Source organism: Streptomyces sp. NPDC042002, assembly GCF_055588305.1.
Genome location: NZ_JBVJCT010000013.1, coordinates 118,496 through 132,812 on the forward strand (window position 1 = coordinate 118,496; position 14,317 = coordinate 132,812).

Here is a 14,317-nt window from a genome sequence, read left to right on the forward strand (position 1 = left end):
TCAGAGGCTCGCCGCGTGATCGGGGACGTACGTCTGCAGATCGCGCGGCGGGCGGACGTAACCGGTCGACGGCGGCCGGGCGGGCAGCTCCAGCACCGGCGGCGGCACCTCGTGATACGGAACGGAGGCGAGCAGATGGGCGATCATGTTCAGCCGGGCGCGCCGCTTGTCATCGCTCTCGACCACGAACCACGGCGCCTCCGAGATGTCCGTGTGCACCAGCATCTCGTCCTTCGCCCGGGAGTACGCCTCCCAGCGGGTGATCGACTCCAGGTCCATGGGGGACAGCTTCCAGCGCCGCGTCGGGTCCTTCAGGCGGCGCCGGAACCGCTTCTGCTGCTCCGCGTCGCTCACCGAGAACCAGTACTTGCGCAGCAGCACACCCTCCTCCACCAGCATCCGCTCGAAGATCGGGCACTGCCGCAGGAAGCGCTGGTGCTCCTCCTTCGTGCAGAAGCCCATGACCTGCTCGACCCCGGCGCGGTTGTACCAGCTCCGGTCGAACAGCACGATCTCCCCGGCGGCCGGCAGATGCTCCACGTACCGCTGGAAGTACCACTGGGTGCGCTCGCGCTCGGTCGGCTTGGGCAGCGCCACGGTCCGCGCGACACGCGGGTTCAGGTGCTCCGCCACCCGCTTGATCGTGCCGCCCTTGCCCGCGGCGTCCCGGCCCTCGAAGACCACCACCACACGGGCGCCCTCGGTCCGCACCCACTCCTGAAGCTTCACCAGCTCCGTCTGCAGACGCAGCAGCTCCCGCTCGTACGCCGCGAGCGGCACCTTCGCCGGCCTCTTGTCGGTCATGCCGCCTCCTCCGCCCGATGACGCCTCCGCGAAGCGCTCCGATGACCCGCCTCGCCGACGTACCCCGATGACTTACGGAGTCACCATGCCCAAGGTCGAACACCAGGACAGCACCGTACTGACCGACGACGAACTGCGCACCCTGGACGCCCACTGGCGGGCCGCCAACTACCTTGCCGTGGGCCAGATCTATCTGCTGGCCAACCCGCTGCTCACCGAGCCCCTGACCCCCGCGCACATCAAGCCCCGGCTGCTCGGCCACTGGGGTACCTCGCCCGGCCTCAACCTGGTCCACACCCACCTCAACCGCGTCATCAAGGCGCGCGGCCAGGACGCGCTGTGCGTATGGGGCCCCGGACACGGCGGCCCGGCCGTGCTGGCGAACTCCTGGCTGGAGGGCACGTACAGCCAGACGTATCCCACCGTGCCCCGCGACGCGCAGGGCATGGGGAAGCTGTTCCGGCAGTTCTCCTTCCCCGGCGGGGTGCCCAGCCATGTCGCTCCCGAGACGCCCGGTTCCATCCACGAGGGCGGCGAGCTCGGCTACTCCCTCGCCCACGCCTACGGCGCCGCCTTCGACAACCCGGACCTGCTCGTCGCCTGTGTCATCGGCGACGGCGAGGCGGAGACGGGACCGCTCGCCGCTTCCTGGCACTCCAACAAGTTCCTCGACCCCGTCCACGACGGTGCCGTCCTGCCGATCCTGCACCTCAACGGCTACAAGATCGCCAACCCGACGGTGCTCTCCCGGATCCCGGAGGCCGAACTCGACGAACTGCTGCGCGGCTACGGCCACGACCCGATCCACGTCACCGGCGACGACCCGCTCCAGGTGCACCGCGCCATGGCCGCCGCGTTCGACGAGGCCCTGGACCGGATCGCGCTGGTCCAGCGCACCGCCCGTGAGGAGGGCGTGGCCGAGCGGCCCCGCTGGCCCATGATCGTGCTGCGCACCCCGAAGGGCTGGACCGGCCCCGCTGAGGTCGACGGCCTGCGCGTCGAAGGCACCTGGCGCGCCCACCAGGTGCCCCTGGCCGGAGTACGCGAAAACCCGGAACACCTGCGGCAGTTGGAGACCTGGCTGCGCTCGTACCGCCCCGAGGAGCTCTTCGACGCCGAGGGACGGCCGGTGGCGGACGTGCTCGCCTGCGTACCCGACGGCTCCCGACGCCTCGGCGCCACCCCGCACGCCAACGGCGGCCTCCTGGTCCGCGATCTGCCGCTCCCGCCGCTGGAGCGCTTCGCCGTCCCCGTCGACAAGCCGGGCGCCACCCTGCACGAGCCGACCCGGGTCCTCGGCGACCTCCTGGAATTCGTCATGCGGGAGACCTCGGAGCGCCGTGACTTCCGGCTGGTCGGCCCCGACGAGACCGCCTCCAACCGCCTGGACGCCGTCTTCGGCGCCAGCGGCAAGGCCTGGCAGGCGCGGACCCTGCCGGTGGACGAACACCTCGACCGGCACGGCCGCGTCATGGAGATCCTCTCCGAACACCTCTGCCAGGGCTGGCTGGAGGGCTACACCCTCACCGGCCGGCACGGACTGTTCTCCTGCTACGAGGCCTTCGTGCACATCGTCGACTCCATGGTCAACCAGCACATCAAGTGGCTGCGGACCTCACGCGAACTGGCCTGGCGAGCCCCGGTCGCCTCCCTCAACTACCTGCTCACCTCGCATGTATGGCGCCAGGACCACAACGGCTTCTCCCACCAGGACCCCGGCTTCGTCGACCACGTCCTCAACAAGAGCCCCGAGGTCGTGCGCGTCTACCTCCCGCCGGACGCCAACACCCTGCTGTCCGTGGCGGATCACGTGCTGCGCAGCCGCGACTACGTGAACGTCGTCGTCGCCGGGAAACAGCCCTGCTTCGACTGGCTGTCCATGGACCAGGCCCGCGCCCACTGCGCCCGCGGAGCGGGCATCTGGGACTGGGCGGGATCGGCCGACGCGGACCGTGACCCCGACGTCGTCCTCGCCTGCGCCGGTGACGTCCCCACCCAGGAGATCCTGGCCGCCTCCGACCTGCTGCGCCGCCACCTGCCCGAACTCGCCGTCCGGGTCGTCAACGTCGTCGACATGACCCGGCTGCTGCCGCGCGGTGAACACCCGCACGGGATGAACGACTTCGAGTACGACGGGCTCTTCACCACGGACAAGCCGGTGATCTTCGCCTACCACGGCTATCCCTGGCTCATCCACCGCCTCGCCTACGGCCGCACCGGCCACCAGAACCTCCATGTGCGCGGCTACAAGGAGATGGGCACCACCACGACCCCCTTCGACATGGTCGTCCGCAACGACATGGACCGCTACCGCCTGGTCATGGACGTCATCGACCGTGTCCCGGGCCTCGGCGTCCGCGCCGCCGCCCTACGCCAGAAGATGGCCGACGCCCGCTCCCGCCACCACGACTGGATCCGCGAGCACGGCACCGACCTCCCCGAGGTCGCGGACTGGACCTGGACCGGCTGAGGACCCCGCCCGCAACGCCGTACCCGTAAGGCGCCACGACCGTACGCGCCGACGCCTGACACGCACGGGGGAGGCCCGCCGTCCCCAGCGCGTGCCGCGGAGGACGGCGGGCCGCCCGTACCGGAGGATGGAGGCATGCGCGACGGCACCTGGGAGTACGAGGGCTACGACCCGGCGCAGGAACGGCTGCGCGAGTCGCTGTGCACCCTCGGCAACGGGTACTTCGCGACCCGTGGCGCCGTCCCCGAGTGCGTCGCGGACTCCGTCCACTACCCGGGCACGTACGCGGCGGGCTGCTACAACCGGCTCACCTCGGAGGTGGCCGGGCACCGGGTCGAGAACGAGGACATGGTCAATCTCCCCAACTGGCTGCCGCTCCGGGTGCGGACCGCCACCGGGACCTGGCTCACCCCCGACTCCCACCGGCTGCTCGACCACCGGCTGTGCCTCGACCTGGACGCGGGCACCCTGGAGCGCACCGCGCGCTACGAGGACGAGGAGGGCCGGTGCCTCGCCGTGCGGCAGCTGCGCCTGGTCCACATGGCCGATCCCCACCTCGCCCTGCTGCGCACGGAGGTGACGGCCGAGGGCTGGTCCGGCCCGGTCGAGATCGAGTCGGCGCTCGACGGGACGGTCACCAACAGCGGAGTCGAGCGCTACCGCTCCCTCGCCTCCCGCCACCTCACGGACGCCAGGACCGGCACCCGCGCACCGGACACGGTCTGGCTCCGCTGCCGTACCACCACCTCGGAGATCCGCGTCGGGCTGGCCGCGAGGACCGTCACGGACGTGCCCGCCGCGACCAGGGACGCGCACACCCCCGGACGCGCCGCCCAGTTGCTCCGGATCACGCTGACCGACGGCCGGACGGTGACCGTGGACAAGACGGTCGCCCTGCACACCTCCCAGGATCCGGCGATCAAGGACCCACTGGACGCGGCCGTCGACCGGGTCGGCCGGGCCGCGGACTTCGAGACACTGCTGGACAGTCACCGCACGGCGTGGCAGCAGCTCTGGCGCAACGCCGAACTGGACGTGCCGAACAGCGTCGGACCGATCCTGCGCCTGCACCTGTTCCATGTGCTCCAGACCCTCTCCCCGCACACCGCGGAGCTGGACGTCGGGGTCCCGGCCCGCGGGCTGCACGGCGAGGCCTACCGGGGGCACGTCTTCTGGGACGAACTGTTCGTGCTGCCGTATCTGAACCTCCATTTCCCCGAGGTCTCCCGCGCCCTGCTCACCTATCGCCACCGCCGTCTGGAGCGCGCCCGCCGAGCGGCCCAGGACGCGGGCCGCACCGGCGCGATGTACCCGTGGCAGAGCGGCAGCGACGGACGCGAGGAGACCCAGCGACTGCACCTCAACCCGCGCTCCGGACGCTGGCCGCCCGACCACTCACGGCTCCAGCACCACGTCGGATCGGCCATCGCGTACAACGTGTGGCAGTACTGCGAGGCGAGCGGCGACACCGAGTTCCTGCACACCAAGGGCATCGAGATGCTCGTGCAGATCGCCCGCTTCTGGGCCTGCTCCGCCGAGTACGACGGAACGCTCGGGCGCTACCGGATCCGCGGAGTCGTCGGACCCGACGAGTACCACGACGCCTACCCGGGCGCCGGCCGGCCCGGGCTCGACGACAACGCGTACACCAATGTCACGGCAGCCTGGGTGCTCGCCCGCACGCTCGACGTGCTGAGCGAGCTGCCCGAACTCGTCCGCCGGGACCTCGTCGAGCGGACCGGCCTGGACTCCGCCGAACTCGACCTGTGGCACGACGTGTCGAGGGGACTGCACGTCCCCTTCCACGCCGGCGTCATCAGCCAGTTCGAGGGCTACGGCGATCTCGCCGAGCTCGACTGGGCGGCCTACCGCGAACGGTACGGGGACATCCGTCGGCTCGACCGGATCCTGGAGGCCGAGGGCGACAGCGTCAACCGCTACCAGGCGTCGAAACAGGCGGACGTACTCATGCTGGGCTATCTCTTCTCGCCCGCCGAACTCGGCGGCCTGTTCCGCCGGCTCGGGCACGAGGTCGACGACACCCTCTGGCGGCACACCGTCGACCACTACCTGAGCCGTACGAGCCACGGTTCGACTCTGAGCAGCCTGGTGCACGGCTGGGTGCTGGGCCGGGCACGGCGCGCCGAGGCCTGGACGTACATTCACGAAGCCCTGCACGGCGACATCGCCGACCTGCAGGGCGGCACCACGGGGGAGGGCATCCACCTGGGCGCCATGGCGGGCACCCTCGATCTCGTCCAGCGCGGTCTGACCGGCCTGGAGACGCGCGGCGGAGCGCTGCGGCTCGACCCGGTCCCGCTTCCGGAGCTGTCCGAGTACGGCTTCGCGATCCGCTACCGGGGCCATCGGGGCGTACAACTACGCCTGAGCGCGGGGAGGTTGAACGTCAGCGTGCCGGCGTCGGACGAACCTGCGATCGACATCACCCTGGTGGATCGCACCGTCACGGTGGCTCCGGGCGAGTCCTGCACGCTCACGCTGCCGGAGCGGTGAGCGGGCGGCGGGCGCGGCCCGCCGCCCGGGGTGTCTAGTGCGGGACCACCGTCACCGGGCACCTGGTGCGGCTCAGTACGGCCTGGAGCGTGGGCCCGAGCGCCGTGCCACCGCGGCCGAGTACCAGGAGCCCGGCCGAGTTCGAGGCGTGGACGAGGGCCGTCGCCGGACTCTGGAGCCGGACGTCCTCGTAGACGCGCACCCGCGGGTACTTCTTCCGCCATGGCCGCAGGGCGTCCGCCAGCAACTGGACCTCCTGGTCCTCCCAGGTCCCCCGGTCCTCCTCGGTGGGCGCGAACGGCAGCGACGGCCCGGCAGGGGCGGGAAACCGCCAGGCGTGAACGGCGTGCAGCAGCGCTCCGCGCCGCAGCGCCGCCTCGAAGGCGAAGCCGGTGACGACGTCGTACGGACGGCGGGCGTCGACGCCCAGCACCACCGCCCGGAGCCGGTCGGGCCCGGGGTCGTGACCGGCAACGATCGGCTGAGCCATGGCAGTTCACCCTTCTGCGTCCGTACGGGAGGCGACGCCCTCACAGTCCACCCGAACCGGCCTCCGCGGTCAGGTTCCTCCGGTTACGGGCTTCCGGACAGGGTGCGGTCGAGGAGGGGCAGCAGGCGGTCCCAGTGGAGCTGCCGTGCGGAGGGGTTGAAGGCGTCGGTGTCGGACATGGTGAAGCCGTGGACGGTGCCGGGGTAGACCTCGCAGGTGTAGTCGACATCTGCGGCGTCCAGGGCCCGGTCGAGGTCGCTGAGGGACTCGGGCGTCATGTCGCCTTCGGCGAGGCCGAGGTGGACCTGAGCGGTGAGTTCGGGGAAGAGGCGGTGCGGGCTGTCGGGCGCGTCGCCGACCAAGGGGCTGGGGTGGAATCCGGCGACGGCGGCCACCTGGCCGGGGTGGGCCGCCGCGGTGCGCAGCGCCACTTTGGCGCCCATGCAGTAGCCGATGGCGGCGACCGGTCCGGGGCTGACCTCGGGCTGGGCGGTGAGGAACCTGAGGTAGGCGTCGGCGTCGCGCAGGGCACGCTCGGCGGTGTGCGCCTGGATCAAGGGCATCACCTGGGCGAAGACCGCGGGCCTGGCCTCGTTCCCGATGTGCTCGGGGAGTTCGACCACCGGTGCCGGGCCGTGCCGGTAGAAGACGTTGGGGACGAGTACGTAGTACCCGTGCTCGGCCAGTTCGCGGGCCATCTGCTCCAGCGCGGGCCGCAGGCCGAAGGCGTCCATGTACAGCAGCACCCCCGGGTGCCGCTCACCATCGTCGGGGAAGGCGGCCAAGGCGTCGGCCCGGCCGTCGGCGGTGGGAATCCGCAGTGACTTGGTAGGAATGGTGGATCTTCCCTTCTCAGGCTGCTGAACAGCGCGCAGCCTCTGTACGGGTCGAGGTCGATCGGAGATCAACCCGGCGATGACGATGGCAAGGTATCGCCCGCTCGATCGATGATCCAGAGCCTCCCCGCATCCACGCGGCCGGTGGAGTCCGCATGGGCGAAGGACCGCCGACCCGCACCGCGCAGGCGACGGCCCAGGAGGACCGTCCGTCTGAGTGCCGTCCTGGCGGGAGTCCGATGGCGCGAGGCCATGGAGGGAACGGCCGTTGGCGGCTCATCGGTGATCAGGGGTGGTCTCTCAGCGCCGCGTACGCTCGCTCCACCTCGCCCACGTGCTGCTTGCCTCGACGGCGGGGTCATCGAGGAAGTCCGCTTCCGTCCGGACGACCCCTGGGCGGAGCAGCCGCCTCGGACTGAGGCCGGCCATCCTGCTGTCGCTGCCGGCCACCACGTCGAGGCCATCGACGAAGAGGCAGGTGTGCACGGCGGCACACGCCGACGGCCCAGGACACGCGCTGATGAGCGGCGTGCTCACCGGACCTTCGCTTCGCCGGTGGTGCACGGTGGCCCTCGGTCCGCGCGGGGATCTAGGCGGCGTCCTCCTGATGTGACGTATGGGCCGATCGTAGCGGCTGTGTCGCACCAGTGATCGGGGGAGGGGCGAAGGGCCGGGAAGCGTCGAGGAGGTACGGGACTCAGCGCGTGGAGTGGTGGCGGTCGGCCGCTTCGGGGTGTTCGAGGTGGTTGGCCAGGACCGCGGCCTGGACGCGCCGGTGGACGCCGAGCTTGGCCAGCAGCCGGGAGATGTGGTTCTTCACCGTCTTCTCGGACAGATAGAGCTCTTTGCCGATCTCGCGGTTGGTGAGCCCGTCCCCGATCAGCGCGAGGATGTCCCGTTCGCGCGGCGAGAGACTGGCCAGCTCGGGCGAGAGGGCGGGCTCCTCGGCGGGGTCCGTGCGCAGCTTGCGCATCAGCCGGGCGGTCGTCGTGGGGTCCAGCATCGACTGGCCGGACGCGACGGTACGGACCGCCGAGATCAGGTCGGAACCCTTGATCTGCTTCAGTACGTAGCCCGCCGCCCCGGCCATGATCGCGTCGAGCAGGGCTTCCTCGTCGTCGAACGACGTCAGCATCAGACAGGACAGCTCGGGCATCTGGCTGCGCAGCTCCCGGCAGACGCTGATGCCGTCGCCGTCCGGCAGGCGTACGTCGAGGACGGCCACGTCCGGGCGGAGCGCCGGGCCGCGCGCCAGGGCGTGTGCGACGCTGTCCGCGTCGCCGACCACCGAGATGTCCGGTTCCGCGTCCAGGAGGTCCGTCAGACCGCGGCGTACGACCTCGTGGTCGTCCAGCAGGAAGACCCGGACCGGGTTCTGCTCGGAGAACGTACGCGCCTCGGCCATGACGACCCCTTGTTGAGTGATGGACGACGGATCGTGAGCCCGCTGAGGACGATCATCACCCTTCCGGCCCTGCCGCACTAGGGCCGACCGGCCCCATCCGAGCCTAGCGGCCGCCTCACCGCTCGGGGCGGTGCTCCGGACCCGTACCCGGCCCGCCCTGTCAGCGCGACGCGTGCGGTCAGCGCGCGTCGCCGCTGCCGTAGGGGGCGTACAGGTCGAGCAGCCGGGTCCGGGCCGACTGGAGCCGGCGGGCGACGATCTCGCCCGTCCACCGGGCCACGGCCATCCCCAGTTCGGGATCGGCCCGGCACAGTGCCCGTACCACCTCGGCGTCGAACTCGTAGGCACGCACCGGGCTCGTCGCCTCGGCGCCCAGATGCCAGGTGTGCGGGGCGAACAGCCAGGACCAGCCGACGAGTTCGTTGTGTCCGAGGATCTCGATGACCGCCGCGCGGCGGCCCGGCACCCGCAGGTCGAGGGCCACCGTGCCGGTCCGGATGATCCAGAACCGGTCCGCGTGTCGGCCCTCCTCGAACAGCCGGGTTCCCGCGGGGAACGACACCTCGCGGGCCACCAGCAGCAGCTGTTCCCGATGGTCGGCGGGCAGCGCCCGCAGCATGGTGGATGCAGTGGAAGTGTTCATGTTCCTGCCTCTTCCTGGCGTGCGACCCTTCCACCTCCAATCTCTTCCCGAGCCCCGCCCGCCGCCATGGGCCGTCCGGCCCCGGCCGCGGGCCGCATGGCACGGGCCGGGGCCGAAGGGCCCCAGCGGTGGGGACCGCCCGGCCCCTGAGCGCGGGCTCCGTCCCGTACCGGGCTCGACCGGGGAAGAGATTCCACGGGCAGCGGTGACCGCCACCCGGCCCGTGGCCGACCCGGGTTCGTCGGCCGCCCGCCCGTCCCGTGCGCGCGTTCCTGGAAGCGACCCGCGGGGCCGTCGTCATGGTCGTCGGCGCCCGGTACGGCACGCGCGGGCCGGGCCCGGTCGCCCGTGCCCGGCTCCGCCACGCGCACTGTCCGGTCGTGCTGGCCCCGGGCGGCGCGGAGTAGGGACCTTCGGCCCTGCTGCCAGGGACTCGCGGCCCCTCCGAACTCCCTTGCCACAGCGGGACATTGAAGACGCAAGAGAAACCGGCAAGACCACACCGAACACCCCTGGGAGGGACCAGCGTCATGGCAGTCCACGAGCAACCCCACCGGCACACAGGGTTCCACTTCCCGTCGCTGCGCAGGACCCGTTCGGCACAGGCACCGGGTGAGGCCGTAACCACGTCGGCCACGGCGGTCAGCTCGTACGCTCTCGCGGGTCTGCGTCTGCTGACCGGGTTCGTCTTCCTGTGGGCCTTCCTCGACAAGACCTTCGGGTTCGGCTACGCCACCCCGTCCGGCAAGGGCTGGATGGACGGCGGCTCGCCCACCAAGGGCTTCCTCGGCGGGGTCGCCGCAGGGCCGATGGAGTCGACGTTCCACTCCTGGGCCGGCGCCGGCTGGGTCGACTGGCTCTTCATGGCCGGTCTGCTCGGCGTCGGCATCGCGCTGGTCGCCGGTGTCGCGCTGCGGCTCGCCGCGGTCACGGGCACGGTGATGATGGCGTTCATGTGGCTCGCCGAATGGCCGCCCGCCCGGCATCTGTCCGACGGCTCGCCGAGCATGTCGTCCAACCCCTTCGCCGACTACCACGTGATCTACGCGATCGTCCTGATCGCCCTGGCCGCCGCGGGCGCCGGTGCCACCTGGGGTCTGGCCCGGCTCTGGGAGCGGCTCCCCGTCGTGAACCGCTCCCCCTGGCTGCGGTGACCGCACGGCAGGAATCGAGGCGCCCTCGCGACCGTGCGGGGGCGCCCCGCCTGGTTCCGCCCACCCGGGGCGGCCATGTACCCAGCCCAGCACGCTCGGCCGCCGGACACCGTTCCGGCGAAGGCATCAAGTCCCGTGCCGTATGGGCCGGTCGGCCCCCGTCGAGGACCAGCGGCCCCTCCTCCCGGGCCCGTTCGAGCGCAAGACTGATCACGCATCCCTCAAGGAGGTCCCCAGATGTCCCGCACCATCGTCGTCGGAATCGACGGCTCGCCCGAGAGCCTCACCGCAGCCGAGTGGGCAGCCCGCGAAGCGCGCCTCACGGACGCGCAACTGCGCCTCGTGCACGCCTGGTTGTGGCATCCCTACGTGTACGGCCCGCCGGCCGGCGTCGCGGTTCCGCCGCCGTCGGAGGACCCGCAGCGTGAATGGGCCGAACGCCTGCCCCGCGAAACCGCTGCCAAGCTCGCCGCGGACCACCCCGGTCTGTCCGTCACCGGCGAACGCGTCGCCGAACAGCCCGTCACCGCCCTGCTGGCCGCCGCCGAGGACGCCGAGCTGCTGGTGCTCGGATCCAGGGGCCTGAGCGGACTCGCCGGTTTCCTGACGGGTTCCGTCGCGCAGGCCGTGGTGGCCCGGAGCCGGACACCGATCGTCCTCGTACGAGCCGACGCGCGGCCCGTGGAAGCGTCCGGACGCGAGGATGTCCTCCTCGGCCTCGACCTCGAACACCCGGACGCCTCCGTGATCGCCTTCGCCTTCCGGGCGGCGGCCCGCAGGGCGACGGACCTGCGTGTCGTCCACGGCTGGAGTCTGCCGCCGTACTACGGCTACAGCGGAGTCTTCGACGCGGAGGTCAACGCGGAACTGCTCGCCGAGGCGCAGCAGCAGCTGACCGAGGTGCTGAGCCCCTGGCGGGAGAAGTTCCCCGGCGTACAGGTGCGCGAGCAGGCCGTGATCGGCGGCGCGGGCCCCCACCTCGTGGAGGCCTCGCGGAACGCCGCGCTGGTCGTGGTCGGTCGCCGCAACCGGCAGTCCCCGGTCGGCGCCCACATCGGACCGGTGACGCAGGCGGTACTGCACCACTCCGCAGCACCGGTCGCGGTGATCCCGCACGACTGACCGCTCGGGTCACCGGTACGCGACGAAGGGCCCTCGGGAAATCTCCTCCCGGGGGCCCGTCGCGACGAGGGCGCCAGGTCGTTTCTGTGGGTGTGGGAGCAGGTACGGGTCGCCTACCGACCTGTCGGCCCACCGCCTGTCGGTCCACGGTCCGTCGGTCCAGGGCCCGCTGGCCGATGGGCCACCGGCCCAAGGGGCGCGACAGCGATCACCGGTCCTCGACGGATCCGGACCGTCGAACCGTCGGATCGCCGGACACCCGTCAGGGCGTCTTGTGTCCCCACTGCGGCCCGAGCCGTTCCCACTCGCGTCCCCACCGGTCGTAGCGCCGCTGGTCGAGCCGCCACCGCGCCAGGCCGCCGACGCCGAAGACCAGGCCGCCGAGGGCCACAGCGGCGCCGATGCCGAGCAGGCTCGACTCGGTGGCCGCCGCGCTCGCGGTCGGCGGCGCCGTGGTGGGCCGGCCCTGCGCGTCCATCCAGATCACCACATGCGTTCCGGCCTTGTGCCCGGATTCCACCAGGGCACTGCCTGTATGGGGGGACCCGTCCGGGGCGGTCCACCGGACCGCCGCCCTGACATGGTCGTAGACCCCGCCGTCTCCGGCGGGTACCGCCGAACCCGTACTGACGACCAGCACGGCCGGGACGGCATGCCGGTCGTGGCGCAGCCGCGTGAAGGACGTGTCGGCGGCATGGGCCGTCACCAGTCCGGCGAGGGTGCCGCCCAGCACCATCACCGTCCAGACGATCAGCACGATCCACGCCTCGAAGACGTCGTCACGGCGACGCAGCGGATTTCTCCGCCAGCGCCAGCACCACTGCCTCGCACCCTGTGCTCCGCGCATGGCACCGCACCTCCTCGTTACACCCCAACAGTGCAAGGGGATCGCGGCGCGCGCGAGCGGTGGCAGGGGCCGCCCGGTCCCGCGGTGGGGACCGACCGGCCCATGCGCGAAGCATCTGCGCCGGTCAGGGTGGATATGGCAGGTGATTTCGCGGGCTGAAGGGGGCGTCATGAAGGTTCTGTCCGTCTTGATCGTCGGGACACCTCTGACGGTCGGACGCCCTGACGGAAGGAAGCGCTGAGCCATGTCCGAGCAGACACGAGGCGTCATGTCCCCGAGCAGACGCGAAGCGTCAAGTTTGAACAGGCACGATGGGCCATGAAGGGCGGGACACCTCGTGACGAGGATCCGCCCGGCGGGACGTCGGGCGCGGAACCAGGAGCCGGGGAGACGACCGAGGAGATGCCGCGGCGCGCTCCCATGGCTGTCGCGGCCTCGGCCTCTACGGCGACCCGAGCGGGCGACGTCGTACGGCGGCTCGACGTCCTCGCCCTCAGCCGTCCCTGGGCCGGCGGCGAAGAGCGCGACCTGTGGATTCGCGTCGACGAGGAAAGGATCACCGGGCGCCGGAGTCTGAACCGCATGTCGCTGTACATGTCGCTGTATTGCTGTGTCGATTGCTGTGTCGCTCCAACGCGTGAGAGTTGGCTCCGGTGATGAATCCCAACGACGGTTTTCGTGAACTCGGCCGGCAGGAATGCCTGGAACGGCTCGGTGACGCGCCCATCGGCAGGGTCGTCCACACCCGGGACGCCCTGCCCGCCGTTCTGCCGGTCAACTTCTGTCTCGACGCCGAGTCCGCCGTCGTACTGCGGCTGTCGGCGGACTCGGAACTGGCCCGCTCCATCGACGGTGTGGTGGTGGCGTTCGAAGCCGACGCGGTGGACGCGGCCGCGCACTCCGGGTGGAGCGTCGTCGTGACGGGCCATGCCATGGTGGTGAACGATCCCGCCCAACACGATCGCCTCACCCGGACGGGACCCCGTACCTGGGTGGCCTCGCCCCACGACGTCTTCATCCGGATCGCGTCCGAACTGGTCACCGGCAGGGAACTCGTCGGCGGTCGCACGTTGTACGGCGTCGACCTGCCCTCGTGACGCCGTGGCCATCCGGCGGGCGTACCCGATTCCGCCCCTGACCGACCGCGTCCGGGGCCGGTTCGGGTCGTACGGACTCGCAGACCGGTGAACTCCGAGCGGTCGACGCAAAGACCCTGAGCCGAAGGAGCACAGCCCAAGGCAGGATGCCCCCCCCCAGTGAGCCCTGTCCTGTGCTGTCTCGCCGCCAGCGGCGGACTGTCGTCCGAACCGGTCGACCGCCTGATCGCGGCCGCGGACGCCGACCTCCGCCCGGCCTGCGGCCCCCGTCGGGTCGGATCGCCGGGCGAGGCCCGCAATCCGCTCGACGCCGCTCACCTCGCCCGGTACGGTTTCGAGTTTGTTCTCGCTGCGGGGACCACGATGAGCTCCGTGCGCGGCCGTCCCGGCAGTTCCCACGCTGAGAGTAGGTTTCGTCCATGGCATGCCGTATCAGTGAGATCGTGCTCAAGTGCCACGACCCCGAGGTGCTGGCGCGGTTCTGGTGCGAGGTCCTGGACTTCGTAGAGCTTGATCGCGAAGCGGAGGGCTGCATCGAGATCGGTCCGCGCGAAGGGTTCGGCGGCCCGCAGCCGACGATCTTCCTCATCCGCGACGACGAGCCGAAGAACGGGCACGCCCGGCTGCACATCGACGTCAACCCCACCGACCGCGATCAGGACGCCGAACTCGAGCGCCTCCTGGCCGCCGGGGCCGAACTCGTCGACATCGGTCAGCCCGCGGAGGCGTCCTGGCACGTCCTCGCCGATCCGGAAGGCAACGAGTTCTGCCTGCTCAAGCGCCGCCTCGACCCGGTGTGACAGCCCAGAACGCGGAGGGGGGGGGGGGGGCCCTCACCCCCAGTGTTGGTGCGCGTCCTCGCCCCCCCCCCCCCAAAACAGAGGAAAGAAGGGGCAAGAAACCCCCTTCCCCCACGGAGAGCCCGTCCCCCCACA

13 protein-coding genes are annotated in these 14,317 nt (G+C 71.3%); 7 read left to right on the forward strand and 6 right to left on the reverse strand.

What is annotated here, in order from left to right; translation table 11 throughout:
* A complete protein-coding gene (gene ppk2 / locus ACZ6KY_RS20910) occupies positions 1 to 804 on the reverse strand; it encodes a polyphosphate kinase 2 (RefSeq protein ID WP_469311773.1) in 804 nt (267 codons plus the stop codon).
* An 85-nt stretch (positions 805 to 889) separates the two neighbouring features.
* On the opposite strand from ppk2, the gene ACZ6KY_RS20915 reads away from it, so the two are divergent.
* Positions 890 to 3,274 carry a phosphoketolase family protein gene (locus ACZ6KY_RS20915; protein ID WP_469311774.1) on the forward strand — a complete coding sequence of 795 codons (2,385 nt, stop codon included), beginning with the start codon at positions 890 to 892 and terminating at the stop codon, positions 3,272 to 3,274.
* A gap of 135 nt (positions 3,275 to 3,409) precedes the next feature.
* Positions 3,410 to 5,788 (forward strand): glycoside hydrolase family 65 protein, encoded by a 2,379-nt coding sequence (locus tag ACZ6KY_RS20920; protein WP_469311775.1) that lies wholly within the window; start codon positions 3,410 to 3,412, stop codon positions 5,786 to 5,788.
* Between the two features lie 34 nt (positions 5,789 to 5,822).
* On the opposite strand, the gene ACZ6KY_RS20925 is transcribed toward ACZ6KY_RS20920, so the two are convergent.
* The 4 genes from ACZ6KY_RS20925 to ACZ6KY_RS20940 all read right to left on the reverse strand — a co-directional run bounded on the left by ACZ6KY_RS20925 (position 5,823) and on the right by ACZ6KY_RS20940 (position 9,162).
* Positions 5,823 to 6,278, reverse strand: coding sequence for a universal stress protein (locus ACZ6KY_RS20925; RefSeq protein ID WP_469311776.1), 456 nt, complete (start codon positions 6,276 to 6,278; stop codon positions 5,823 to 5,825).
* 83 nt (positions 6,279 to 6,361) lie between these two features.
* A complete protein-coding gene (locus ACZ6KY_RS20930; RefSeq protein WP_469311866.1) occupies positions 6,362 to 7,114 on the reverse strand; it encodes a dienelactone hydrolase family protein in 753 nt (250 codons plus the stop codon).
* A gap of 697 nt (positions 7,115 to 7,811) precedes the next feature.
* Positions 7,812 to 8,519, reverse strand: coding sequence for a response regulator (locus tag ACZ6KY_RS20935; RefSeq protein ID WP_469311777.1), 708 nt, complete (start codon positions 8,517 to 8,519; stop codon positions 7,812 to 7,814).
* A 178-nt stretch (positions 8,520 to 8,697) separates the two neighbouring features.
* Positions 8,698 to 9,162, reverse strand: coding sequence for a Crp/Fnr family transcriptional regulator (locus tag ACZ6KY_RS20940; RefSeq protein WP_469311778.1), 465 nt, complete (start codon positions 9,160 to 9,162; stop codon positions 8,698 to 8,700).
* A 260-nt stretch (positions 9,163 to 9,422) separates the two neighbouring features.
* Here ACZ6KY_RS20940 and ACZ6KY_RS20945 point away from each other — a divergent pair, with 260 nt between their 5' ends.
* From ACZ6KY_RS20945 to ACZ6KY_RS20955, 3 genes are all read left to right on the forward strand, one after another.
* Positions 9,423 to 9,569: a hypothetical protein gene (locus tag ACZ6KY_RS20945; protein ID WP_469311779.1), complete on the forward strand. Its 147-nt coding sequence runs from the start codon at positions 9,423 to 9,425 to the stop codon at positions 9,567 to 9,569.
* A 123-nt stretch (positions 9,570 to 9,692) separates the two neighbouring features.
* The gene (locus ACZ6KY_RS20950; RefSeq protein ID WP_469311780.1) at positions 9,693 to 10,316 is read left to right on the forward strand and encodes a hypothetical protein; all 624 of its coding nucleotides are present in this window, start codon (positions 9,693 to 9,695) and stop codon (positions 10,314 to 10,316) included.
* A 237-nt stretch (positions 10,317 to 10,553) separates the two neighbouring features.
* A complete protein-coding gene (locus tag ACZ6KY_RS20955) occupies positions 10,554 to 11,438 on the forward strand; it encodes a universal stress protein (RefSeq protein WP_469311781.1) in 885 nt (294 codons plus the stop codon).
* Positions 11,439 to 11,700: 262 nt separating this feature from the next.
* Here ACZ6KY_RS20955 and ACZ6KY_RS20960 read toward each other — a convergent pair whose 3' ends face one another.
* Positions 11,701 to 12,285 (reverse strand): Rv1733c family protein, encoded by a 585-nt coding sequence (locus tag ACZ6KY_RS20960; protein WP_469311782.1) that lies wholly within the window; start codon positions 12,283 to 12,285, stop codon positions 11,701 to 11,703.
* Positions 12,286 to 12,941: 656 nt separating this feature from the next.
* Here ACZ6KY_RS20960 and ACZ6KY_RS20965 point away from each other — a divergent pair.
* Both ACZ6KY_RS20965 and ACZ6KY_RS20970 read left to right on the forward strand, forming a co-directional pair.
* Positions 12,942 to 13,382 (forward strand): pyridoxamine 5'-phosphate oxidase family protein, encoded by a 441-nt coding sequence (locus tag ACZ6KY_RS20965; RefSeq protein ID WP_469311783.1) that lies wholly within the window; start codon positions 12,942 to 12,944, stop codon positions 13,380 to 13,382.
* 419 nt (positions 13,383 to 13,801) lie between these two features.
* The gene (locus ACZ6KY_RS20970; protein WP_453280380.1) at positions 13,802 to 14,182 is read left to right on the forward strand and encodes a VOC family protein; all 381 of its coding nucleotides are present in this window, start codon (positions 13,802 to 13,804) and stop codon (positions 14,180 to 14,182) included.
* The last annotated feature ends 135 nt before the right edge of the window (positions 14,183 to 14,317 follow it).